General features: G+C 72.1%; 23 protein-coding genes and 4 pseudogenes. 11 read left to right on the top strand and 16 right to left on the bottom strand.

Features of this window, described 5'->3' with window-relative positions:
- On the bottom strand, positions 1 to 183 hold a 183-nt coding region (locus tag IEZ13_RS44520; protein WP_189285787.1), incomplete at its 3' end, for a cation-transporting P-type ATPase.
- Positions 180 to 344 (bottom strand): hypothetical protein, encoded by a 165-nt coding sequence (locus IEZ13_RS44515; protein WP_183227880.1) that lies wholly within the window; start codon positions 342 to 344, stop codon positions 180 to 182. The genes IEZ13_RS44520 and IEZ13_RS44515, both read right to left, overlap by 4 nt.
- A 472-nt stretch (positions 345 to 816) precedes the next feature.
- On the opposite strand from IEZ13_RS44515, the gene IEZ13_RS44510 reads away from it, so the two are divergent.
- The 3 genes from IEZ13_RS44510 (at position 817) to IEZ13_RS44500 (ending at position 2,919) form a co-directional block, all read left to right on the top strand.
- The gene (locus IEZ13_RS44510; RefSeq protein ID WP_183227881.1) at positions 817 to 1,101 is read left to right on the top strand and encodes a hypothetical protein; all 285 of its coding nucleotides are present in this window, start codon (positions 817 to 819) and stop codon (positions 1,099 to 1,101) included.
- 193 nt (positions 1,102 to 1,294) lie between these two features.
- Positions 1,295 to 2,314, top strand: coding sequence for an Acg family FMN-binding oxidoreductase (locus IEZ13_RS44505; RefSeq protein ID WP_423243958.1), 1,020 nt, complete (start codon positions 1,295 to 1,297; stop codon positions 2,312 to 2,314).
- A 71-nt stretch (positions 2,315 to 2,385) separates the two neighbouring features.
- Positions 2,386 to 2,919: a hypothetical protein gene (locus IEZ13_RS44500; protein WP_183227883.1), complete on the top strand. Its 534-nt coding sequence runs from the start codon at positions 2,386 to 2,388 to the stop codon at positions 2,917 to 2,919.
- Between the two features lie 175 nt (positions 2,920 to 3,094).
- Here the strand turns inward: IEZ13_RS44500 and IEZ13_RS47325 are convergent, their stop codons facing one another.
- Positions 3,095 to 3,244 carry an ATP synthase subunit C gene (locus IEZ13_RS47325; protein WP_268240212.1) on the bottom strand — a complete coding sequence of 50 codons (150 nt, stop codon included), beginning with the start codon at positions 3,242 to 3,244 and terminating at the stop codon, positions 3,095 to 3,097.
- 235 nt (positions 3,245 to 3,479) lie between these two features.
- Between IEZ13_RS47325 and IEZ13_RS44490 the strand changes: the two genes are divergently transcribed.
- Both IEZ13_RS44490 and IEZ13_RS44485 read left to right on the top strand, forming a co-directional pair.
- Positions 3,480 to 4,385: a universal stress protein gene (locus IEZ13_RS44490; RefSeq protein ID WP_183227884.1), complete on the top strand. Its 906-nt coding sequence runs from the start codon at positions 3,480 to 3,482 to the stop codon at positions 4,383 to 4,385.
- A 59-nt stretch (positions 4,386 to 4,444) separates the two neighbouring features.
- Entirely contained in the window at positions 4,445 to 4,720 is a 276-nt protein-coding gene (locus IEZ13_RS44485) for a dsRBD fold-containing protein (protein WP_183227885.1), read from the top strand.
- A gap of 258 nt (positions 4,721 to 4,978) precedes the next feature.
- Here IEZ13_RS44485 and IEZ13_RS44480 read toward each other — a convergent pair whose 3' ends face one another.
- The 4 genes from IEZ13_RS44480 to IEZ13_RS44465 form a co-directional block, all read right to left on the bottom strand.
- Complete coding sequence (locus IEZ13_RS44480) at positions 4,979 to 5,461, bottom strand: universal stress protein (protein WP_183227886.1); 483 nt, start codon at positions 5,459 to 5,461, stop codon at positions 4,979 to 4,981.
- Between the two features lie 56 nt (positions 5,462 to 5,517).
- Entirely contained in the window at positions 5,518 to 6,414 is an 897-nt protein-coding gene (locus IEZ13_RS44475; protein WP_183227887.1) for a universal stress protein, read from the bottom strand.
- Positions 6,415 to 6,985: 571 nt separating this feature from the next.
- A complete protein-coding gene (locus IEZ13_RS44470; RefSeq protein WP_183227888.1) occupies positions 6,986 to 8,557 on the bottom strand; it encodes an ABC transporter permease in 1,572 nt (523 codons plus the stop codon).
- Positions 8,554 to 9,459, bottom strand: coding sequence for an ABC transporter ATP-binding protein (locus tag IEZ13_RS44465; protein ID WP_183227889.1), 906 nt, complete (start codon positions 9,457 to 9,459; stop codon positions 8,554 to 8,556). The genes IEZ13_RS44470 and IEZ13_RS44465 overlap by 4 nt, the downstream gene beginning before the upstream one ends.
- 129 nt (positions 9,460 to 9,588) lie before the next feature.
- Between IEZ13_RS44465 and IEZ13_RS44460 the strand changes: the two genes are divergently transcribed.
- Entirely contained in the window at positions 9,589 to 10,626 is a 1,038-nt protein-coding gene (locus IEZ13_RS44460) for a zinc-dependent alcohol dehydrogenase family protein (RefSeq protein ID WP_183227890.1), read from the top strand.
- A gap of 168 nt (positions 10,627 to 10,794) precedes the next feature.
- On the opposite strand, the gene IEZ13_RS48125 is transcribed toward IEZ13_RS44460, so the two are convergent.
- Together IEZ13_RS48125 and IEZ13_RS48120 are read right to left on the bottom strand one after the other, a co-directional pair.
- Positions 10,795 to 11,094 (bottom strand): universal stress protein, encoded by a 300-nt coding sequence (locus IEZ13_RS48125; RefSeq protein ID WP_373293108.1) that lies wholly within the window; start codon positions 11,092 to 11,094, stop codon positions 10,795 to 10,797.
- Between the two features lie 98 nt (positions 11,095 to 11,192).
- Positions 11,193 to 11,576, bottom strand: a pseudogene (locus tag IEZ13_RS48120) (universal stress protein); the annotation flags it as partial.
- 316 nt (positions 11,577 to 11,892) lie between these two features.
- Between IEZ13_RS48120 and IEZ13_RS44450 the strand changes: the two are divergent.
- Positions 11,893 to 12,057 carry a hypothetical protein gene (locus IEZ13_RS44450; RefSeq protein ID WP_183227892.1) on the top strand — a complete coding sequence of 55 codons (165 nt, stop codon included), beginning with the start codon at positions 11,893 to 11,895 and terminating at the stop codon, positions 12,055 to 12,057.
- Positions 12,058 to 12,076: 19 nt separating this feature from the next.
- On the opposite strand, the gene IEZ13_RS44445 is transcribed toward IEZ13_RS44450, so the two are convergent.
- Positions 12,077 to 12,433, bottom strand: coding sequence for a helix-turn-helix domain-containing protein (locus tag IEZ13_RS44445; RefSeq protein ID WP_183227893.1), 357 nt, complete (start codon positions 12,431 to 12,433; stop codon positions 12,077 to 12,079).
- A gap of 397 nt (positions 12,434 to 12,830) precedes the next feature.
- Here IEZ13_RS44445 and IEZ13_RS47700 point away from each other — a divergent pair, with 397 nt between their 5' ends.
- Entirely contained in the window at positions 12,831 to 12,962 is a 132-nt protein-coding gene (locus IEZ13_RS47700) for a hypothetical protein (protein ID WP_260180468.1), read from the top strand.
- A gap of 124 nt (positions 12,963 to 13,086) precedes the next feature.
- A complete protein-coding gene (locus tag IEZ13_RS47695) occupies positions 13,087 to 13,212 on the top strand; it encodes a hypothetical protein (protein ID WP_260180470.1) in 126 nt (41 codons plus the stop codon).
- A 225-nt stretch (positions 13,213 to 13,437) separates the two neighbouring features.
- On the opposite strand, the gene IEZ13_RS44440 is transcribed toward IEZ13_RS47695, so the two are convergent.
- The 4 genes and pseudogenes from IEZ13_RS44440 to IEZ13_RS44425 all read right to left on the bottom strand — a co-directional run bounded on the left by IEZ13_RS44440 (position 13,438) and on the right by IEZ13_RS44425 (position 19,238).
- The gene (locus IEZ13_RS44440; protein ID WP_183227894.1) at positions 13,438 to 16,698 is read right to left on the bottom strand and encodes an NACHT domain-containing protein; all 3,261 of its coding nucleotides are present in this window, start codon (positions 16,696 to 16,698) and stop codon (positions 13,438 to 13,440) included.
- Positions 16,699 to 16,702: 4 nt separating this feature from the next.
- Positions 16,703 to 18,553, bottom strand: coding sequence for a glycoside hydrolase family 65 protein (locus IEZ13_RS44435; RefSeq protein WP_183227895.1), 1,851 nt, complete (start codon positions 18,551 to 18,553; stop codon positions 16,703 to 16,705).
- Positions 18,554 to 18,783: 230 nt separating this feature from the next.
- Positions 18,784 to 19,071: pseudogene (locus tag IEZ13_RS47320) on the bottom strand (protein kinase domain-containing protein); the annotation flags it as partial.
- Positions 19,047 to 19,238: a hypothetical protein gene (locus IEZ13_RS44425; protein WP_183227897.1), complete on the bottom strand. Its 192-nt coding sequence runs from the start codon at positions 19,236 to 19,238 to the stop codon at positions 19,047 to 19,049. The pseudogene IEZ13_RS47320 and the gene IEZ13_RS44425, both read right to left, overlap by 25 nt.
- A gap of 266 nt (positions 19,239 to 19,504) precedes the next feature.
- Here IEZ13_RS44425 and IEZ13_RS48115 point away from each other — a divergent pair.
- Positions 19,505 to 19,846 (top strand): annotated as a pseudogene (locus tag IEZ13_RS48115) (cyclic nucleotide-binding domain-containing protein); the annotation flags it as partial.
- A 136-nt stretch (positions 19,847 to 19,982) separates the two neighbouring features.
- Here the strand turns inward: IEZ13_RS48115 and IEZ13_RS48110 are convergent.
- Positions 19,983 to 20,225, bottom strand: a pseudogene (locus tag IEZ13_RS48110) (universal stress protein); the annotation flags it as partial.
- Positions 20,226 to 20,672: 447 nt separating this feature from the next.
- Between IEZ13_RS48110 and IEZ13_RS44415 the strand changes: the two are divergent.
- A complete protein-coding gene (locus IEZ13_RS44415) occupies positions 20,673 to 21,077 on the top strand; it encodes a hypothetical protein (RefSeq protein WP_183227899.1) in 405 nt (134 codons plus the stop codon).
- A 41-nt stretch (positions 21,078 to 21,118) separates the two neighbouring features.
- Here IEZ13_RS44415 and IEZ13_RS44410 read toward each other — a convergent pair whose 3' ends face one another.
- The gene (locus IEZ13_RS44410) at positions 21,119 to 21,448 is read right to left on the bottom strand and encodes a hypothetical protein (protein ID WP_183227900.1); all 330 of its coding nucleotides are present in this window, start codon (positions 21,446 to 21,448) and stop codon (positions 21,119 to 21,121) included.
- Positions 21,449 to 21,451: the final 3 nt, after the last annotated feature.

Raw genomic sequence — 21,451 nt, 5'->3', positions numbered from 1 at the left:
CAGCCCGGCGACCAGCAGCAGCGCCACCAGCGGGTCGGCCAGCTGCCGGCCGACCCGGTAGGAGACACCGTGCCGCCGGGGCGGCGCCACCAGATTCGGCCCGTCGGCGGCGAGCCGTGCCGCCGCCTCCACATCAGACAGGCCCCGCACCGCGGAGCCTGCCGTCCTCGCCGGCGCCGTCATCGCGGCGCCGATTCCGTGCGGGGCACGACCACCGGCAGCGGACCGGCGGTCCAGCCGGTCAAGGCGCCGGCCGGGCCTGCGGCCGCGGTGCGCGGCCCCAGGAATTCCCGGAAAGCCCCGGCGAGCCGTTCCACCGATGTGAACGACGCCGTCGTGTCCATGGCTCACCATCCCGGGCCATCAAGGATCGGTTCCGGTCCCACCCGGCCGGGCGGTGGTCCGCCGGATCCGGTGCCCGTCTTGACGACGGTGGGTCTGGTGGCTCGACGGCCACACCATTGGTCTCGTCCGGCAGCCGGCGGGCTTCGCCACCCGGCCGGTGGGTGACTGAAGCGTGGCGCGGATCCGGCGCGGCGCCCAGAGCCGAACGTCCCGACCGGGGCCACGCTGGTCCAACGAGCCATGGGCACCCGCCTGCCGACGGTGTCGGCTCCCACCTTTCGCGTCTCACGGCACGTTCATGAGCAGTGTCGTGTCGGTTGTGGGGAGGCTGCGCCCCTGCGCCGGGGCGTCTGTCCGCGACCTCGGCACCCGTCGGCGTGTCCCGGTCATCGGACCCCGTACGGCGGGACTTTCGTCCCTGCCGGGCCACGCCTGCACGGCCGAGGATGGGCATTGATGGAGGTGGTTGGGATGTTGATCGCGATCGGAGCCCTGGCGCTGTTCATCGCAATCCTGATCCTCCTGTTGCCGCGGGAGGACACGGAAACGACCCCGGACGGCGAGAGGAAGGCCGAGGCTGCCGGTGACGGCGTCGTCGCGCCCACCACCCTGGAGGGTGCGCTGGTGGCTCAGCTCGTGCACGGGGAGATCACCCGGACCCAGTACCACGCCGCCCTGGCCGGGCTCGCGGCCCGCGACGACGAGCGCAACCCGCTGTCGGCGCCCGGCAACGATCGTCCGGACGCCTGCGCCTGAAGGGTCCGCCGCCGGCATTCGGATCCGGCATTCCGGTGAATCCCGCGGGATGACGAGTTCGATGGCTGGCGCCCTGCCCACGGCGGCGGAGAGCCTCGGCATCAGCAGACAATTCGTGCGGTGACCAGGGCCGAAAGGCCGCGCGCTGGTGCCCGGCAGGACCAACGGCCCTGGTCGGAGAGGGCCAGCGGCGATGTGCTGGACAGAAGAGTTCGGTGTGCTCGGAGGAGGAGTGATGGACACGTCCTTCGTCCCGCCGTCGCGGGGGATACTCACAGAATGTGTGCGCTCTGCTGTTCGGGCGCCGTCGCTGCACAACAGTCAGCCTTGGCTGTTCCGTATCAGGCGGTCGTCGATCGAGGTTCATGCCGACCTCACTCGCGGCCTTGGGGTGATCGACCCGGAGGGCCGGGAACTGCTGATCAGTGTGGGCGCGGCGGTCTTCACGCTGCGGGTCGCTCTGCGGCGAGCAGGCTATGACACCGTCGAGGAGTTGTGGCCTGAACCGGGGGACCCGACATTGGCGGCCCGGGTGAATCTGACCCGTGTGGTGCCGGTCGACGCCCCGACCGTTGCTCTCGCCGCCGCGATCCCGTACCGGCACACCAATCGGTGGCCGTTCGCGCAAGTGTCGGTCTCCGCCGACATGCTCGGCCAGTTGCGTGACGCCGCACGCCGGGAAGGCGCCGTGCTGATCGCCATCGCCCCAGCCGGCCGGGACACGGTGCTGGATCTGGCCTGGGGCGCCGATCGCTGGCTGCGGGACCAGCCCGAGTATCGGCGAGAGCTGGACAGGTACACGGATTCTCGGTTGCGGCACGACGGGGTCCCGGTGTGGGCGGCCGGACCGTGTGACGCTCTCGAGGTGGTGCCGGTTCGCGACTTTGCGGCCGCCTCGCCGCTGCACCGTCACGCCGAGCCGTTCGAGCCCTATCCGGCCATCATGGTGCTGGCCACCGGTTACGACGCCCCGATCGACTGGCTTCGGGCCGGGCAGGCTCTGCAACGAGTGCTGCTGACCGCCACCTGGCTGGGTTTGGCCACCATGCCGATCAGTCAACCGGTCGAGGTTCCCGCAGTGCGCAAGGCCTTGGCTACCCGGGTTGCCGGGCTCTTCCCGCAGATTGTGCTGCGGGTCGGCTACGGCCGGTCGCAGATGGCCGGCGGAAGCCCGCGGCGGTCGCTCTCCGAGGTGCTGATGAAGACTGGCTGACCGGCCGAAGGGGTCGAGATCCGAACCTTCGTTCTTGCCGCGCAAATAACGTGGGACGAAGATTGGTATCGATGGAGATGGTCATCAGGCTTTTCCTGGTCGCGTACATCGCGGTCGCGTTCGCCATCACCCTGTTCGTTGTATGGCCCGCTTTACGTAAGGCGATCAAGGCCGAAAGTGCCGCCCCAGACGAGGCGAAGGCGGATGACGCGCCGCCGCCCACCACGCTGGAGGGAGCGTTGGCCGACCTGCCGCTGCAGGGCGAGATCAACTGGGCGCAGTACCAGCGTGCGTCGGAGCGGATAGCGGCGCGCGACGACGAGGAACACCCCCTGTCGGTGCCGGAGAAGGGCGCGGCGCGCACCGCGGACTCGGCTCCGGGTAACGTGCTGGAACCGGGTGATGGGTCGTCGGGATGCCGATCCGGCAGGACGCACCGGACTTCGGTCGGATACCGCAGGCCCATCAGGTGGGTCCAGGTGTACGTCGCGCTGGCCGATGGTGGTGGCAAGGCCAACCGGATGCCGCGGTCGCCACCGAGCGCAACCGCACCGCCACCAATCTGGTCTCGGTTGCCTCCCCGAGTACGTGCGCCGCCGCGGTAAGCAGCACCAGGTCCACATCGTCGGGCAGCGCGGCCCAGCGGCCCGGACAGCGGCGGCGCCCTCGGCGCTCACCGTCAGCAAGCCCGTGAGGCCCCAGCCCCGCACTGCGACAGGATCGCCGAGTACGGCTGTGCGTCCCACGGTCACGCCCGCCCGATCAGAATGATCGCCACGATCAGCCCCAGATCGCGATACCTTTCGCCAGCCCCACGATCACCATCGCGCGGCTGAACGACTCCGGGCGTTCGCTCATCGCGGCAAGCACCGCCGCGCCGGTGTAGGCCACCGCGATCGCCGCGCCGATCGACGAACCCGCCACCGCGATCGCGGCTCCCAGCAGAGCCGCCCACGATGCCCCGGATCCCCCGTCCGCCGGGCCCGGCGTCGACGCCCGGACTCCGCTGCTCCCGGCTCCGCTGGTGCGGCGCGCGAATTCCGGCTGGTGTGTTTGTCGCTTCCGGTCGCGCGGTGGCAGGCGGGACCAATGGCCCTAGCTATCGAGCGACCCACCCGATGTACTTAAAAAGGAGGAAAATCGGAAATGGCGCTGGAGGTGGATCATGAATGAGAGCGGCAAGTATCAGGTCCTCCAGGAGCCCGGTCACGCCGGTTCCCACCCGAAGTGCTACGCGGATGCCCTTCAGGGGTACCTTGCGGCTTTCGGCAGGTCGGCCCCGGCAGCGCCGCCCGCTCCCGCGACGGCCACGGCGACGCTTCCTGGAACGATTGTGGTGGGTGTGGACGACTCGCCCGCCGGTTGCACGGCGTTGGATCACGCTGCGATAGAAGCGCACCTGCACGGCTGGGAGTTGCGGCTGGTGCACGCGCAGCATTCCGGTGTACGTCAGGCCACGCGGGCGGCCGGTTCCCAGTTGCTTGACCGGCTGGTGGATCGTGTGCACGTGGCTGCGCCGGAGGTGGCGGTGACCCGGCATCTGGCGATCGGATCGGCTGTGTCGTCGCTGCTCGTCGAAGGCCGCAATGCGGACCTGCTCGTCGTCGGGCACCGGCACAAGGCCGTGGGCACGATGCTCGGGCTGACTGTCGGCGATCAGGTGGCTGCTCAGCATTCCGGGATCGTCATGGTGGTTCGTATGCCGTACTGGCCGCCCGAATCCGGGTTCGGTGCGTTGCCATTGGTCGTCGGCGTGGACAACCCAGCGCTGATGACTTCGGCTGTCGCGTTCGCTTTGGAGGAGGCACGGCTGCGTGGATGCGAGCTGGTGGTACTGCACGCACAGCCGAATGCCACGACTTGCGAGCGGACCGAGATCGTCGGCGGTGTTGTCGTACATCGCCGGACCGTGGACGCGGACCCGTCGCCCGCGCTGATCGACTATTCCCGGCGGGCTGCCGCCGTCGTGGTGGGCCGGCGTGGTGTCGGTATCAACCCGGTGACGATGCTCGGCTCGGTGAGCCGGGCCATGGTTCAGCACGCCGACTGCCCTGTCTTCCTGATCGGCTGAATCGAAGCGCGTTCGCCAGCCGGCCCCGGGCGGGATCGCCCAACGAAGAGGTGGTGACCGTGAGTGATAAGCGGACCTGGACGGTCGAGATCACTATTGCGGAGCACGAAGAGAAACGTCGGACGTACGCGCGCGCGGTTCTGCGTACCGACGCGCGGATGTCGATACGGGGCGAGGGACGTGCCGCCCGCCGGCCCTCCGACATGGAGGTGGCGGAGATCGGCGACGAACTGGCGGCCGCGCGGGCGTTGGCGGACCTGTCCCATCAGTTGATGACGCTCAGCGCAGAGGACATTGCGCAGGTCACCCAACGTCCGATGCATCTCACAGTTTGAACGCTGTCGTCTGTCCTCCACCCGAGCGGGCGTACGACGTCGGCCCGGACCGACTCCGCGCGGCCCGCCAGTTCCTGCGCTATGTTCCCGACCGCATCCGGCTCGGGGTCTCGGACCCTGAGCCGGATGTCGCTGCGGAGCGACGCGTATCAGTTCGTCGAGTGTGGGTGCCGAACACCGAAAATCCCGGGCGGCGAGCCGTCTGGGATTTTCAGTGCGGGCGCGATCTCGTCGGCCCAGCCCCACCGCTCCTTGTCCTCAGGTTGATGTGGCGGTGCGGAGCACCGCTTCGCGTTCGGGCTCCGGTTCGGCGGGGCCGGATGGGATGACCACGACAGGACAGGTGGCTTTGCGGACGCAGGATTCGCTGACCGAGCCGAGTACCCGGTGCCGTAGCGGGCTGTGTCCGTGGCTACCCAGGACCAATAGGTCGGCGGCGCGGGCGGCGTGGGTCAGCACCTGCGATGGTGAGCCTTCGATGAGTTCCGCGGCGATGGGCACGTGTGAGCCGTGCTCGGCGACGACGGCCTTGACCTCGCGGTCGAGTATCGCGGCGGCCCGTTGACGTTCCTCGTCCGGTGAGGTCATGGTGATCATTTCGCCTGCGGCGCCGTCCCAAAGCCAGGCCATCACCGCTTGGACGGCGGTGTCTTGGTCGGCGGCTTCCTGAGCCGCCCACTCCAGTGCACGACGGCCGCTCTCGGAGCCGTCCACGCCCACGACGATCAGATGGTGTCTCATGTCTACCTCCTTCGACGGCCGCCCGGCCCCGGCAGGCGGTGCAGGGTCGGGGCGGGTTACTCGATCATTCTCGCCTTGCCGGCTTCCGGCTCGGGACGGACGATCAACACCGGGCATGCGGCGCGACGCAGCAGTTGCAGGCCGGTCGAGCCGAGCAAAGCTCCGGCGATCACACCGTGGCCCCGGCTGCCGACGATCACCAGCTGGGCGTCGTGCGACAGGCCGACCAGCACTCCCGCGGCGCTGCCGTGCGACACCGACGGCTCCACGCGGACATCCGGGAACTTGGCTTGCCATGGCTCCACCAGTGTTGCGAGCCGGCCATCCTCGACCTCATCCTGCCGTGTGGTGTGCACGTCGGCTGGTGGAAAGCCGTCCCGATGGTGCGGGAACGGCGGCAGGCAGCAGCGAATCAGCGTCAGGTTCACGTTTCGCTGATGAGCCGTGGTGAACGCCGCCTCCAGTACGCCGTCGGCGGCGAGGGAGTCGTCTATGCCGGCGGCGACCGGCAGCCGGTCGTCCCGGATGTTCTCGCGGATCACCGCCACGGAACAGTGCGCATGGGCGGCGACCCGCTGACTGACCGACCCGAGGTGAAGTCCGGTGAAGCCGTCATGACCGCGGTGACCGAGGACCAGCAGGCCCGCGTTCTCCGAGTCGATGATCAGTTGGGCGGCCGGGTCACCGACGATCACGTCTGTCTTCACCGCGATTCCCGGTTCGGCGTCCCGCGCGTACCGGGACGCCTCGTCGGCGAGGGCCTCCGCGCGTCGTCGGTCGGTCTCGAACTGCTCGCCGGTATAGCCGTAGCCTGCGGCCGACCACTCCCAGTCCAGAACGTGCACGATGCGCAGTGGCTGCTGACGGCGTTGCGCTTCGGCGGCTGCCCAGGTGATCGCGGACCGGCTGGCGTCGGTGCCGTCGGCAGCCACGGCGATGGTCTGCGTCCGCATGATGTCCCCCGTTCTCGGGTTCTTCCTGAATCGTCGTTCCCGTCGAATCCCCTCGACAGGGCCGGAGGTCCCGGACGTGCCCGGCATGTTGGAGCCGGAAGTCCCTCCTGGCCGGGCGCGGAGATGACACCGGCCGGCGCGACGCGCAGGCCGGTGTCTGTCATGAGGTCACTTCTTGGTGATGGCGATCTGCCGACCGGTCAGCTCCGGCGCGGTCAGCGGCACGGTGATCTCAGGACGCTCGACGCCCAGGCGACATGGGCCCGCGTTGTCCAGTCTCGGGTGAACGGCAGCCAGACCAGGAGAGCCCGACGTAGGCGGTTGTCGCGCCGCGCACCACCGGGGGGTCGACCTCGAGCGCGATGAGCAGGAGATGGAGGATGAGCGCGAGAAGCGCGGTGGCCGCCGTCGAGGCCAGGATCCGGCCGGCGGCCGAGTCGCCGCCCGCCGCGACGGTAGGAACAGCGCCAGCGAGCTGAGCGGCGCGGTGACGAGCCCGGCGAGCAGCAATGTGGTCGGGGGACAGGGTCTTCGGCACCGTCCTTCGAGGCCGGTCGGTACGAGCAGGGAGTCAAAGGTCGGCTCGGCGCCTCCAGACGACGGCCAGGGACAACGCCGTCCAGACGGTCAGGACGGCCACGTGGGCAGGGGTGAATCCGGTCCCGGCGGCGTCCGGTGTGGTCGCTGCGAGCACCGCCTGGAGCAGGTGCCGTAGCGGGAACACGTCGGCGAGCGTGGTGAGCCAGTCGGGCAGCGGCGCGTCGCCGACCACGAAGATCTCCGAGATGAAGCAGAGCGGCAGCAGCGTGCCGAGAGTGACCGGGACGATCGAGCGGGCCGACGGCAGCAGGGCGGCGACCGCGAGGCCGAGCGCCGCAAAACATAGTGTCCCGGCGACGACGGCGAGCAGCAGCGCCGGCAGGCGGGCGACATCGAGGCGTACGCCGAGGAAGCCCACGCCGACGACGGTGAGCACGGCGGCGGCGATCAGCGCGACGATCAGCGCGGCCGACACCCGCCCGCCGAAGTACCAGCGGAACGGCAGTGGGGTGCCGCGCAGTCGTTTGAGGACCCCGGCGGCCCGCGCGCCGACCACCGACTCGGGCATGTCCACGAAGGCGGCGACCGCCACGGTGTAGGCGATCATGCCGGCGTACAGGTACTGGGCCATCGGCATGCCGTGCACCGGCTGGTCGCCGAATACGGTCGGGAACAGCGCCAGCAGCAACGCCGGGAACACCACCGAGAAGAACACCGCCATCATCTCGCGGCGCAGCCCGAGCAGGGCATATCCGATCTGTACGCCCAACGGCGACGGTCGGGCCGCGACCGACGGTGGCGACAGGCGGGCCGTCGGCGGAGTGCTTGCCGCTCCGGCCGTGACCGGGGTCCGGGCGTCGCGTGGCTGCCAGGAGAAGGCGGCCCGCGTCACCAGGATCCCGGCCACCGTCCAGATCGCCAGGACGGCCAGGTGGCCGGGGGAGAAGCCGGATCCGCCGCCCGGGTGGAACGTCTCGGCCATGGCTCGGGCGAAGTGCTTGAGGGGCAGCACCGAGCCGATCACGTCCAGCCAGCGTGGCAGGTCGGCGCCGACGATGAACACGTCCGAGATGAACGCCAAAGTGATCAGCAGGCCCTGCGCCAGCGTCTGCGCCACCAGGACGGTCCGGGCCAGCGCGGCCAGCGCCAGCCCGAGCGCGGCGCAGCAGGCGATGCCCAGCAGCAGCGTCACCAGCAGCGCGGGCACCTTGTGCCGGACGACCACCACGTCGTAGCCGAGCACGCCCACCGCGGTCAGCAGCGCCACGGTGGTCGCCGAGATCACCACCGACGCGGCTATCCGGGCCCCGAGCACGATCCAGGATGGGACTGGCGCGGCCCGCAATCGCAGGAGCACCCCGCTGTCGCGCATTCCGGCGGTGTCCACGGCGAGCAGCACGAACGACGCCTGCGCCACGCCGAAGACGGCGAACGGCGGCACCAGGTACTGGGCGACCGGTACCCCGCCGGCGTCCTGGTCGCCGATGATGGCGCCCACGATGACCAGGAAGGCGACCGGGAAGCCGAGGGTGAAGAACGCGGCGACCGGGTTGCGGGCGAAACCGAGCAGGGCGTGGCCGGTCAGCGCCCGCAGCGTGGTCATCGGGCCGCCTCCTCGGTCAGTGCCAGGTAGACCTCCTCCAGCGTCGGTGGGGCCACCATGAGATCCGGCAGGTCGAGGCCGTGGTCCCGGGCCCAGCCGGTAAGCCGCCACGTGTCAGACTGCGGATCACGCGACTCCACCCGGATCCGTCGGTGGGTCACCGACGGTGCGGCGCTCAGTAGCGGGAGATCCGCGACGGGCACGCCGGGCGGTAGGTCGAAGCCGATCACGGTGGGCAGGTCGCTGCCGGCCCGTAGCTGCTCGGGCGCGCCGACGGCGATCAGCCGGCCGTCCCGCATCACGGCCACCCGGTCGGCCAGCCGCTGCGCCTCCTCCAGATAGTGGGTGGTGAGCAGGATCGTGGTGCCGAGCTCGCGCAGGCCGGTGATCAGTTGCCAGGCGTGATGCCGGGCGGCCGGGTCGAAGCCGGTGGTCGGCTCGTCGAGGAACAGCAGTTCGGGGGCGCCGGCCAGCCCGAGCGCCAGGTCGAGCCGGCGGCGTTGGCCACCGGACAGGTGCTTCACCCGGGAGCGGCTCTTGCCGGCCAGCCCGACCAGGGTGATCAGTTCGTCCGGGTCGTGGCCACGCGGGTACAGCCGGGTCTGCAGCCGGACCAGCTCACGGACGGTGAACTCCTCCTCGAACCCGGCGGACTGCAACACCACCCCGATCCGGGCGCGGTAGGCGGATCCACCGGTCGCCGGGTCCATGCCGAGCACGCTCACGGCGCCGGTGTCACGCGTACGGTAGCCCTCGAGGATCTCGACCGTGGTGGTCTTGCCGGCTCCGTTGGGACCGAGCAGCGCGAAGATCTCCCCGTCGCCGACCGAGAAGCTGATCCCGTCGACGGCTTGCACCGGCCCGTACGCGCGGGCCAGGTCGCGTACCTCGATGGTCGCCATGCCCCCATCCTCGCCGCCGGCATCCGTCGCCGGCAGTGTCCGAAGTCCTGCCCTTCGGCCCTTACGGACACCTCCGGCGGCCGCACACGGTGAGACCGAAAGGTTCCTTCACGGACGAAGGAGGCGACGATGAAGGGGCTCGTGTACGGCGGAGACGGACGACGGTCCTGGATGGAGGTCCCGGACGCCGAGGTGCGTGACGCGCGGGACGCGGTGATCCGGGTCGACGCGGTGACGATCTGTGGCACCGATCTGCACATTCTCCAAGGGGACGTGCCGGAGACGGCGCCCGGGCGGGTGCTCGGGCACGAGGCGGTCGGGACGGTGGTGGAGCTGGGCCCCGCGGTGTCCGGCCTGACCGTCGGCGACAGGGTGCTGGCGTCCTGCATCTCGGCCTGCGGCAGTTGCCGGTTCTGCCGGGAGCGGGCCTTCGGGCAGTGCCGCTCGGGCGGGGGATGGATCCTCGGCCACACCATCGACGGGGTGCAGTCGGAGTACGCCCGGATCCCGTTCGCGGATCTGTCCACGTACCGGCTGCCGTCGCGGGTGAGCAGCGAGAACGCGGTGCTGCTGGCGGACATCCTGCCCACCTCGTACGAGGTGGGGGTGCTCAACGGCCGGGTTCGCCCGGGCGACACCGTGGTGATCGTCGGGGCCGGGCCGATCGGGCTGGCCGCGGTGCTCACCGCACGGCTCTACTCGCCCGCCCACATCGTGGTCATCGACAAGGCGGAGAGCCGCCTCCAGGCCGCCAAGAACCTGGGCGCCGACGTCACGCTGACCCCGGAGCGGGTGCCGCTCGGCGCGATCCGGGCGCTCACCGGCGGCCTCGGGGCGGACGTGGTGATGGAGGCGGTCGGCACGCCGCAGACCTTCGAGCTGTGCACCGACCTGGTCCGTCCGGGCGGGACGGTCGCCAACATCGGCGTGCACGGGAAGCCGGTGACGCTGCACCTGGAAGAGCTCTGGATCCGCAACGTCACGATCACCACCGGGCTGGTGGACACCTACTCCACGCCACGGCTGCTGGACATGCTGGTGGCCGGGCAGCTCGACGTGACACCGCTGATCACCCACCGGTTCGGCCTGGACGAGATGGAGCGGGCGTACGACGTGTTCGCCGACCCGGCCCGTACCGGCGCGCTCAAGGTGATGCTCACCCGGTGAGAGCGGGCCTTCCGGCCCGTGCGCGGTCGCCGCGCGAGGCCACGCTGGGAGCCATGCCAGCGGGAATCGCGCGGCACGGCCGCATGGAGATCGCGTACGAGGTGGCAGGCCGGGCATGGGGCATGACCTGCCCGGCCTGTTGCAGTCGGCGATCGCCGACGAGATCGCCTACCTGGCGATGAGGACCGGGCAGTCCGCGTGATGCAGCAGCTGGCTGGTGACGGCGCCGGGCAGGCCGCCCGGTTCGTGCGCGCCGGCCACGATCAGCTGGGCCTGGTGTGAGACACCGACCAGCAGGCGGGCCGCCGGGCCGGCGTTGACCAGGGTGCCGACCGAGACCTCGGGGAATTTCTCCCGCCACGGCCGTAGCAGCCGGTCGAGCAGGTCGGCCTCGTCGCTCGCCCGGTGGGTGAGCCTCGCCCGGTAGGCGTGCACGGCCAGGAGCGCGGCACCCCGGACGTCGGCGATCCGGAACGCCTCCGCGATCGCGGTCCGGCCGGCCGGCGAGTCGTCGACCCGACCGCGACCGGGTCGGTGAAGGCCAGGGTGCGGCCCCGAACCACCACGACCGAGCAGGCGGCCCGGCCGGCGACCCGCTGGCTCACCGAGCCGAGCATCAGGCTGCTGAACCCGCCCCGGCCGCGATTTCCGACCACGGTCAGGTCGGCGGTGGCGGACTCGCGCACCAGCTCGGCGGCCGGATCGCCGAGTACGACGACCCTGTGCACGGTGACCGCCGGGGTGAGCCGCAGCACTGCCTCCTCGGCCTCCGCCGCCACCGCCTCGGCCTGGTCACGGACGTCATCCGGCGGGTTCGGCCAGTTCTCGTACGCGTGCAGAACGGTCAGCGTGGTGGTGCGCCGCTGCGCCTCGAGGGCCGCCCACCGGACCGCCGTCAGCGCCGATTCGGAGCCGTCGGTTCCGGCCAGAATCGTCTTCCGGACACTCATGACGCCTCCCCTCACCCCGAGCGTGGGCCGGGTGCCCGGTGACGGGCAGGGCCGAACGTCCCGAACCGAATGTCCCCCTCCGCCGGGCTGGTGGGCGGTCACGTATCGAGGTCCGTCGACCCTGACCGGGTTAGCAGGATCGGGCTGACGTGCTAACCGAGCCGAGGAAGGGAGGTTGCGATGACCACGACGACCACCCGGCCCGCCAAGACGGCCGAACCGCCGAAGGCGGCAGCCGCGCCGAAGCCGGAGAAGCCGGCCGAGCCCCCCGCGGGACCGGTCCAGCCGGATCGGCCGCGACATCGGCGGCCTGGCGGTGAACGTCTACGAGCGCGGCGTCGCGAACTTCGTCGCGTTCGAGAAGGACGCCGCGAGGATCACGCCGTACCAGTGGGCGAAGGAGATGCTGACCGTCACCGCCGGTCTCATCGAGGACGTGGGCGCCGCCTACGTCCGCACCGCCCGCCGCATTCTGCGGTGAGCCGGTCGACGGCCCGGGGTCAGCCCCCCGGGCCGTTCGCGGTCCGCCGCCCGCGCCGGGCGACCGTCGTCTCGACCATGGCGGCGTAGACCTCGCCGAGCGCCTGCCGCTGCCGGGCGGTCAGATTCGGATCGGCGGCGATGGCGTCGAGAACCGCCGGCGGTTGGTGCTCGGCCGGGGTCACCTGCTGCACCAGCGCGTCCGCCGTGGTGCGCAACGACGCCGCGATCGCCTGCAACACCCGGTCCGAGGGCGCGCGCAGGCCGCGTTCGATCTGCGAGGGGTACGGGTTGGAGATGCCGACCATGGCCGCGAGCTGCCGCATTGACAGCTCGGCGAGTTCGCGCTGCCTTCGGATGATCTCGCCCAACGTCATGACGGCTCAGCCGGCCGCCGCGGGACACGCCGGGTCCTCATTCGCATCACCGTTTCCCATCGTGACACGCCCGGCCGGGGCTGGGGACACCTCCGGCCCTGCCGGTACCGCCCGGCCGGTCGGCACGGTGGGAGGACAGGCGCCGTGCGACCGAGGAGTGTGTCATGGACTGTCTATCGCGGGCAGGCCTTGCGCGGTGCGGGCACGGGCGGGCGGTGCGCTCAGCGAAGTCCTGAACGGTGTGCCCGGTGTACCCACACACTGCGGGGGTGGTCATCGCGTCGGCGACCGACAGCCCGCGCAACCGCTCGGTTGGTCCCGTAGCTCGCATCACCAGGGCCCAACGGCCTGTCAACGGGTCTTCCAGCACTGTTCGGGCCCGATCGTGCGCGCTGCCATGAGGGTGAGGGGCGCCGACAGCGTCGCCGGCGTCCCGCGCTGGTGCCGGGCCGAGGGCGGGCGGCCGTTGGACCGGGTGAGCCGGGCGGTGCTGCGGCGGGCCGGATGCCCGGTGTTCGTGGTCGTTTGACCTCTGTGGACAGTTGGCCGGAAGGCGTGGACCGATCGACCATCGTCGAAGGGAGTGCATCGACCCTGCTGCTCATGGTGACATGAATGTGACTGTGCGTGCATGGAGTGAAAGGAGGCCCGCGATGGTGCCCATCCAATTCCCGAAGCAACCGCTCGGGCCGGGCGAGTTCACGGCGATCGTCAAGGACAACAACGGCGCCCCGTCCTCGGTCCTGGAAGCCAGCCGCAGGTTCTACATCCACTGTTAGTGGAAGATCTCCCCGCTGGCCGCGCTGCTGCTCGGCGGGAAGTGGAACCTCGCCGCCTACGTCGAGTCGATCGGGCCCGGCGCCGAACAGCAGATCGGGGCCACGGTGACGGTGGGCCTGACCGGCGCCACCGACTACCCGCCGACATCGAGGTCCCGGCCAGCCGCCGACACGGTGACGTTCAGGTCGTGGCTGATGTCCATACTCCACCGTAGCGGCGGCCGGTCAGCGCTGCCCGTCCAGCGCGGGCGGGGTCGCCACCGCGGCCAGCGCTAGGAGAAGCCGGGCCGGCGGGAAACGGACGTCGTGGAGCCGGGCCGTGGTGCGGGCCACCGAGCGGAACTCCGGCCAGCCGAGCCGGTCCGGACCGGCCAGAGCCGCGGAGAAGACCTGATAGAGCAGCAGCCAGCGCAACGGGCGGGGCAGCCATCGTTCGCGGATCACGGTGGCCAGCAGCGGGCGGGCAGCCGCCGGGCTGCGTGCCGCCACCACCCGGATCGCTTCGATCCGGACGCAGGCCGGTACGGCCCGGCTCCCGGCCAGGGCACAGAGCCGAGGCAGCCCCTCGTCGACGGCCAGCCGCTGCGTCAGCGCGACCCGCAAGGTGGCCGGCGTGCTCGGCCGGTCGGCCAGGGCGGCGAACATCGCCGCGATGCCGGCGGGCAGAACGGTCTCGACCGGGTACGGGATGCCGCTCACCGCCATGCCACCGACGATCTCGACCATCCACTCGTCGCTCAGGCCGAGACGCCGCAGATTGACCGGCGTGGCCGTGTTGACGATGGTGGTCAGCCTCGACACGGCGTTGAGGCGGCTCTCGAGGGGCTCGCCCGGGTCGGTGATCGTCCGCTCCAGTAGCCGTACGGTCGCGGGCGATCCGTCGAACGTCCATCCCGGGGATCCGGCCGGGACCTTATCGGCGTCGTCGAACGCCCGGTGGACCGGTTGCATCCCGTCCGGGTGGAACAGCAGTGCCTTCGCCCCCTCGGCGGCCGGGTCACCGAGTTTCCTGAGCCGTCGTGTCGCGGCCGCCGCGAGCAGCGCCGCCGTCCACGGCGACTGGGGCGAGGGGGACCGGTCCGGCACGGCGGTGGCCAGGCTTATCAGCCACTCGCGTTCGCCCAGGTCGGCCAGGCGGGCGGCGCATCCATACGTCAGCGGTGAGGACATCCGGCCGATGATCATCGCCCGTAGGTGCGGGGCGGCGGCCGCCGGATTCCGCTGGAACAGTTCGACGGCGGCCGAGTAGCGCAGCGCGAGGTCGGGTCCCGGCCCGGCCAGGTCCCGCAGCGGGCCGTCGTCGCCCAGCGCGGCCAGGCCGGTCGCGCCGGCGAGCCGGAACAGCGGCGGCAGGCCGGGTTCGTCGAGCAGATCGCGCAGTGGCCCCGGATCGCCGTCGCGGGCCAGCCGTTCGGCCGCGTCCAGCCGTTGCAGCATGCCGAAATCACGGTCGGCGGCGCGTGATCGCAGCGCCTCGCGGGCCAGACCGCCGAGAGCCGTCCGATCCGGCTGGTCGCCCTCCGGACCGTGCGCCGCGGCGTCCACCGGCTCACCCCGTTCGCGCAGGCCGTAGTGGGCCCAGTCGCGCGCGTCGGCCGGGACCTGTCCGGACACCTCACGTAGCAGCGCGATCCCGGTGGCACGGTCCACGTCGGCCACCGCGTCGGCGAGCACCACCCGGGTCCAGCCCGGGACGGCCCGGTCCCGCGCGGTCGCGGCCATCCGGGCCAGGACGTCGGCGTCCACGCTGAGCGCCCGGAGCACGCGCATCGCCTCGGTCGCGGCGTCGGTGCCGAGCCGTTCGAGCAGCGTGTCCAGCACGGCGGCCCGGGTGCCGGGGGTGACCGGGACGCCGCTCGCGATCATGTCGCCGGCCGCGACCGGGTCAGGTCCGGCGAGCAGCGATCGGACCAGGTCGTCGGCGTCCGGCCGCCGTTCCGCGGCGAACGCGGCGAGACCTCGCCGGGCCGGGTCGGCGGCGATCGCCCGCCAGCCGTCCGGATCCAGATCGGTGGCCGTCTCCTGGGCGGCGAAGAACTCGGCGAAGCTCTGGTCCGGGAAGGCGAGCCGGCCCTGCCCTGCCGCCAGCAGGCCGGTGGCCCGCAGCAGGTCGGCCGTCACCCGCCGGGCGCCGGGCAGGGCGCCGGTGAACGGGAGCGGGGCCGCGCCGTCGAGCCAGGTCATCGCCGCGGTGACGAGGTCCGCTCCGGGGTCCGCGACGCGTGCGGCGCCGAGCGCGTTCAGCAGCCCGGCCAGGACGCCGGGGAAGTCTCGCTCCAGCCATCCGACCGCCTCCTGGCCGGCCCGCCCACGGCCAGCCAGCGCGGTGCTCAGCGCGGTCCGTGCCTCGGCCACCTCCCGGCGGCCCTCGACCAGATGCTGGGCGAACAGCTCGCGCAGCTCGCCCGGCCGGGCCGGGATCTCGGTGTCCGCGTGGATCATGGCGGCGATGGTGGCGAGCAGGGGTATGTACGCCACCGGGCCCAGCCGGGCGCTGTTCACCCGGGTCAGGAACTCGCCGGTGTGGCGGTTCGCCGTCGCCCGGTCGGGGTACCGGGCGGCGAACCACTTGCGGGCGAAGAGGTCCAGTTCCTCCCGGTCGAACGGCGGCAGCTGGTACGCGGTGACGCCGGGCCCGGTCAGCCGGGCGAATTCGGTGTCGGCCAGCGGCCGCGACATGATCACGAATCGGTACCCCGGCGGCGGATCGTCGAGCAGGCCGCGCAACCGAGCGAGCAGCAGGTCACGGTCCGCGCCCCCGGTGACCTCGTCGAGGCCGTCGATGATCACGCACCAGCGCCCGCGCCGGCCGGGTGGGCGGCCGAACAGCTCCGGCCCGACGTCGGTGCCGTAGTCGCGACGGCACGCCTCGGCCAGGGCGGCGGTCAGCTTCCGCCGGACCAGATCAGCGGCGGGCACGGCGATCACGATCCGCCGGTGGTCGCCGGTGCTCAGTACCCGGCGGGCGGCCTCGGCCACGGTCACCGTCGCCAGGGCGGACTTGCCGGCGCCGGCCGGTCCGGTCAGCAGCGCGTGTCCGGCGCCGCCGAAGATCTCCGCCGGATCCACGCGCCGCCCGCCGGGCTTCGCATCGGACACGACCAGGACGGGACGCCGTGGCACGTACACGTCGGGGAGCGGGGGAGCGGATCCGTCGAGCAGGAACCGGTACGGATGCCGGGCACCGGCGTCGCGCATCTCCCGCAGCAGCTCCTCCAGACGTCCCGCGGCCGGCGGGGACGGCCACAACGCGACCAGCAGGGCGCAGAGGCCCAGCGCCAGGGCGACCCGGACGCTCGCCGTGCCGGCCGCCGGTGGTACGCCCGGCACGAAACGGACGACGAGCATGCCGGCGGTCAGCATGACGAGCGGCCACAGCCGTGGGCGGGGCATGGTCCGGCCCCGGGCGGCCGCCGCCACCCCGGCGACGGTGCCGACGATCGAGGCCACCTGGTCGGCGGTCTCCAGCGGCGGCGTGGGCGCCATGGCGTCAGCCGAGACGGCCCGGGCGGTGCACCGGACGGCGGCCCGGCGGCTGCTCCGGGGCGCCGGTGAGCGGGGTGATCGGGGGAACAGGCCGGATCACCTGGGCGGCGGTGGTGAGGACCAGCCGCTCGCCGTGGTGCCACAGCTCCACCTTGGCACCGCCGTCGCCGGTGCGCAGCGTGTACTCGGCCTCGGTGGGCCGGACCGTCACGTGCAGGCGCAGCCCGTGCCAGAGCAGGGAGAAGCGGAGCCGTTCGATGCGGCTCGGCAGCCGGGGCGCGAAGGACAGCACACCGTCGTGGTCGCGCATCCCGCCCAGCCCGGCGACCAGGGAGATCCAGGCCCCGGCCAGCGACGCGATGTGCAGCCCGTCGCGGGTGTTGCGGTGCAGGTCGTACAGGTCGGTGAGGGCGGCCTCGCCGATGTAGTCGTGGGCCAGCTCCAGGTGGCCCACCTCGGCGGCCAGGACGGCCTGGGTGCACGCGGACAGCGACGAGTCGCGGACCGTACGGCGCTCGTAGTACGCGAAGTTGCGGGCCTTGTCGGCGGCGGTGAACGCGTCGCCGCACCAGTGCATGGCGAGCACCACGTCGGTCTGCTTGATCACTTGGCTGCGGTACAGGTCCAGGTACGGGAAGTGCAGCATGAGCGGGTAGTCGCCGGGGCCGGTGGCGCCGAAGTCCCACTCCCTCATCAGGGTGAACCCGCGGACCTGTGGGTGGACGCCCAGTTCCTCGTCGTACGGCACGCACATGGCCTTCGCCGCGACCGCGCTCGCGGCCACCTCGTCGGCGGTGGCCGCGAGCGCGGTCGCCCGTTCCGGATGACGGGCCACCGCGTCGGCGGCCGCGATCAGGTTCCGCCGCGCCATCAGGTTGGTGTAGACGTTGTCGTCGGCGACCGCTGTGTACTCGTCCGGGCCGGTGACGCCGTGCAGATGGAAGACGCCGTGCCGGTCGTAGTGGCCGTACGACACCCACGGCCGGGCCGTCTCCACCAGCAGTTCGGCGCCGACGTCCCGGTCGAACGCGGTGTCGCCGGTGGCCGCCGTGTAGCGGGTCACCGCGTCGGCGATGTCGGCGCCGATGTGCACCGCCGCCGTCCCGGCCGGCCAGTACCCGGAGCATTCGTGACCGCGGATGGTCCGCCACGGGAACGCGGCCCCGGCCCAGCCCAGCGTGCCGGCCCGTTCACGGGCCAGGTCCAGGGTGGCGTGCCGCCAGCGCAGCGCCCCGGCCGCGGCGTTGGGTTGCACGTAGGTCAGTACCGGCAGGACGTACCGTTCGGTGTCCCAGAAGACGTGGCCGTCGTAGCCGGGACCGGTCAGCCCCTTGGCCGCGATCGGCCGCCGCTCGGCCCGGGCCCCGGCCTGCAGAACGTGGAACATGCCGAACCGGACGGCCTGCTGCACCTCGGCGTCGCCGTCGATCTCGACGTCCGCCCCGTCCCAGAAGGTGTCCAGATAGGCGGACTCCCACTCCACCTCGCGGCGCAGCACGCCGGCCCGCAGGTCGAGCACCCGCTCGTGGTGGCGCAGGCGGCCGTCGCGCACGTCGAACGGCTCGTCGTCGACCAGCAGGCGGATCACCTTGCCGTTGGTGACGTTGACGATGGTCTGCCCGGACTCGGGGTAGCCGTACCCGGCCTCGGCGTACGGCAGTGGCCGCAGCTCGTAGAACGAGTTCAGGTAGCTGCCGGGCAGGGCGTGCGGCTCGCCCTCCTCCAGGTTGCCGCGCAACCCGATGTGCCCGTTGCCGAGCGCGAAGATCGACTCGGAGCGGGCCAGCAGGTCGACGTCGAGGTGCGTCTCCCGGATCTGCCAGGGCTCGACCGGGTAGGCCGGATGGCGGCTCATCCCGCCGCCCAGGAGGTGCCGGCGGCCGGTGAGGACGGTGGTGGTGGGCTGGGCGAGGTCGTCGACGGGCTGGGGCTGGGCGAGGTGCGCGACGGGCTGGGCGACGTGGTCCGGCTGGGCGAGGCGCTGGGCCGGGTGCGCGCCGGTGACGGGGCGGGGAACCAGCCGGACGGGCCGGCCACTGCCAGCGCGGCGCCCGCGGGCAGCAGAGGGGGTACGTCGCGCAGGTGCCCGTCCACCCGGGCCATCACCAGGTAGGCGCCGTCGCCGTCGTCCTCGCCGAAGTCGTAGACGTCGACGACGCCGGGATGGTGCAGCGCCGCCATGGCCCGGGCCTCGTGCCGGAAACGGGTCGGGAACTGCGGGTCGACGGCCCGGTCGGCGCGCAGCGTCTTGACCGCGACTGGGCGGGCGAGCACGGTGTCGGTGGCCCGCCACACCTCACCCATCCCGCCGGAGGCGATCGGGTCGTCGAGCCGGTAGCGGCCGGCGATCACATCTCCACGTTCGTGGGGCACGGCGGTCTCCTTTCACGCCATCCGGGCGGTACGGGAACGGTGACCTGACCGGTGCGGCGCAGCTTCTGCCAGCCCACCGCCGCCTCCCGACGGCCCAGAAAGACGAAGCCGTAGGCGGCCATGATGTTCAGCAACGGAGACAGCGACGGCAGCAACACCGTGAACACGACACGGCCCACCGCGCGGGGAGCCGTTCGCGGTCCAGCCCGTCGTCGCCGAGCCATGGAATCGACGCTATGCGATCCGGTCGGCCGGCGCATGGACCGAAGGTCCCGTACGGCCGTCCACGGTGAACCACGGAACCCGACACCGCAGCCCCGCCACGAGTAGGGCGTACCGCTGGGTTTTGATTCGACACGATCCGTGCGGGACGTCCGGCCCTGCCGGGCGGCCGGCGCCGGCCGTACCGTCGGCGACGGAAGGGGAGGTGGCCATGGAGTTCCTGACCACGTTCGACCTGCTGGCGATGAACGGGCTTGTCGCCGACTTTCCGGCCGGCTGGCTGCGCCGGATGGCGGTCTGCGGCCGGCCGGTCACCTACGCCCCCGGCGACCGTCTGTGCCGTGAGGACGGCCCCGCCGACCGGCTGTGGCTGATCCACAACGGCGACGTGATGGTCGACCTGCACGTGCCGGGCCGCGGTGACGTCGCGGTCGAGTTGCTCGTTCCCGGGTCGGTGATCGGCTGGGAGGCGCTGACGCCGCCGTTTCGCTGGGGGTTCGGCGCCGCCGCTGTCCAGGAGGTCGACGCCGTCGAGTTGCGCGCCGCCGCGGTGCGCGGCTTTCTCGGCGACGATCCCGACCTGGGGCGGGCGTTCTACGCACGGCTGCTGGCCCGGGTGGGCGGCGCGCTGCCACCCAGCCCAGCAGGCCGGAGTAGGGATGCCAGCCGCGGGCTCCCAGCACTACCAGGCCCGCGGACCGGGCCGCCTCCCGCAGCGCCTCGCCGGGATCCCCTTCGACGACCCGCAACGTCGCGGTCACCCCGTACCCGCGTTCCAGCGGGCCGACCGCCCGGACCAGAGCGGCCCGTGGATCCTTCCCCCCCTCCGGATCCCAGGCCCGCATCACGACGAGCGCCGCCCGTCGGCGGGCCGCCGTGTCGAAGGCGAAATCCAGCGCCTGCCAGGAGGCGTCCGAGCCGTTGACACCCACCACCGGGCCCGACGCGGACGCTGCCGGGGTGACCAGCACCGTGCCGGCTGCGCGGGCCGCGACCTGCGCCGTAAGGGCCTCCGGCGGCAGGCAGGTGCGCTCCGGCAGGCCACCGTCGCCGATCAGGGTCAGCGCCGCGGCACGGGACCGGCGCAACAGCACGGTGAGCGGGCTCGCCCTCGACGAGCAGGGTCTCCACCGGCACCCCGGGCGCGGCCTCGCGCGCGTCGGCGACCGCCCGTTCCATCAGGGCCGCCCGGTCCAGGGCCGGCGCCCGATCGATCGTCGGCACCCAGTTGAACGCGTGCGCCAACTCCAAGCGGCATCCACGAAGCGCCGCCTCGCGGGCGCCGGTCCGGACCGCCTGCCGGCCGGCAGGTGAGTCGTTGACACCGGCGACGACCAGGCCTTTCGATTCCGGGTCCATCTCCGTCCCCCACTGCCGACGTGTTCCCCCGTCCACTGTCCGGCCGTGCCGGCTCGTCCCGGCAGGGCCGTTGGGAACCTTCGTCCCTGCCGGTCACCGTCGATCTGATCGAGGAGTGGCGGAAGGAGGTGGAGGTGATCGCGATGCTGTTGCTCGTCCTGGCCGTGATCGTCGCCGCGGTGCTCTACATCCTGCCCGAATCCGAGGCGGCGGCGCACGAGGACAAGCCCGACACGAGCGACGCCGAGCCGACGACCCTGGAGGGCGCGTTGGCGGCGCATCTGGTGCGCGGCGAGGTCAGCGCGGCCACCTACCGTGGCACCCTGGCCCGGCTCGCCGAACGCGACGACGAACGCAACCCGCTGTCGGTGCCCGGCGACGATCGTCCGGACACCTGCCCGGATAGCAGGCTCCCGCGTCGGTGACAAGGAGCCGGCGCCGGCTCGACGCCGTGCACGGGTTCAACTCACCGGTTTGCCGGCGTTCCGGTGAGCCGCAGCCGGACGTTTCCGGCCACCACCCCGGTCGGGCCGGCCAGCAACGGGGTCAGGTCGGCCTCGCTGCGCAGTGCGGGCCGGCCCGCGTCGCAGCGGCCCGGCCCGGCCGTGCGGCCCGCGGGCATGACGATCACCGGATAGCCGAGGCGCTCCGCGGCGGCGACCGCGCTCACCCCGGTGCCGGCGTGCGCGGCCGGCAATACCGCGATCCCGTACGCGGCCAGGACCTCCCCCGCGGCGTACCGGGTCTTCGATACCAGGTCCTCGGGGCCGTGACCCGCGGCGCGCAGATGGCGCACAGC

It is taken from the genome of Actinoplanes campanulatus (assembly GCF_014647795.1).
Classification (GTDB): Bacteria; Actinomycetota; Actinomycetes; order Mycobacteriales; family Micromonosporaceae; genus Actinoplanes; species Actinoplanes campanulatus.
The sequence above is the reverse complement of the archived record's forward strand: the minus strand, read 5'-3'. Positions and strand labels throughout refer to the sequence as shown.

Excerpts from the sequence above, each read along its gene's own strand:
- IEZ13_RS44470 (WP_183227888.1), bottom strand. The coding sequence starts at position 8,557 with ATGACCACGCTGCGGGCGCTGACCGGCCACGCCCTGCTCGGTTTCGCC.
- IEZ13_RS44460 (WP_183227890.1), top strand. The coding sequence starts at position 9,589 with ATGAAGGGGCTCGTGTACGGCGGAGACGGACGACGGTCCTGGATGGAG.
- IEZ13_RS47700 (WP_260180468.1), top strand. The coding sequence starts at position 12,831 with ATGAGGGTGAGGGGCGCCGACAGCGTCGCCGGCGTCCCGCGCTGGTGC.
- IEZ13_RS47695 (WP_260180470.1), top strand. The coding sequence starts at position 13,087 with ATGGTGCCCATCCAATTCCCGAAGCAACCGCTCGGGCCGGGCGAGTTC.
- IEZ13_RS44440 (WP_183227894.1), bottom strand. The coding sequence starts at position 16,698 with ATGGCGCCCACGCCGCCGCTGGAGACCGCCGACCAGGTGGCCTCGATC.
- IEZ13_RS44500 (WP_183227883.1), top strand. The coding sequence starts at position 2,386 with ATGGAGATGGTCATCAGGCTTTTCCTGGTCGCGTACATCGCGGTCGCG.
- IEZ13_RS44505 (WP_423243958.1), top strand. The coding sequence starts at position 1,295 with ATGTGCTGGACAGAAGAGTTCGGTGTGCTCGGAGGAGGAGTGATGGAC.
- IEZ13_RS44435 (WP_183227895.1), bottom strand. The coding sequence starts at position 18,553 with ATGAGCCGCCATCCGGCCTACCCGGTCGAGCCCTGGCAGATCCGGGAG.
- IEZ13_RS44445 (WP_183227893.1), bottom strand. The coding sequence starts at position 12,433 with ATGACGTTGGGCGAGATCATCCGAAGGCAGCGCGAACTCGCCGAGCTG.
- IEZ13_RS44475 (WP_183227887.1), bottom strand. The coding sequence starts at position 6,414 with ATGCGGACGCAGACCATCGCCGTGGCTGCCGACGGCACCGACGCCAGC.
- IEZ13_RS44480 (WP_183227886.1), bottom strand. The coding sequence starts at position 5,461 with ATGAGACACCATCTGATCGTCGTGGGCGTGGACGGCTCCGAGAGCGGC.
- IEZ13_RS44465 (WP_183227889.1), bottom strand. The coding sequence starts at position 9,459 with ATGGCGACCATCGAGGTACGCGACCTGGCCCGCGCGTACGGGCCGGTG.
- IEZ13_RS44510 (WP_183227881.1), top strand. The coding sequence starts at position 817 with ATGTTGATCGCGATCGGAGCCCTGGCGCTGTTCATCGCAATCCTGATC.
- IEZ13_RS44515 (WP_183227880.1), bottom strand. The coding sequence starts at position 344 with ATGGACACGACGGCGTCGTTCACATCGGTGGAACGGCTCGCCGGGGCT.
- IEZ13_RS44490 (WP_183227884.1), top strand. The coding sequence starts at position 3,480 with ATGAATGAGAGCGGCAAGTATCAGGTCCTCCAGGAGCCCGGTCACGCC.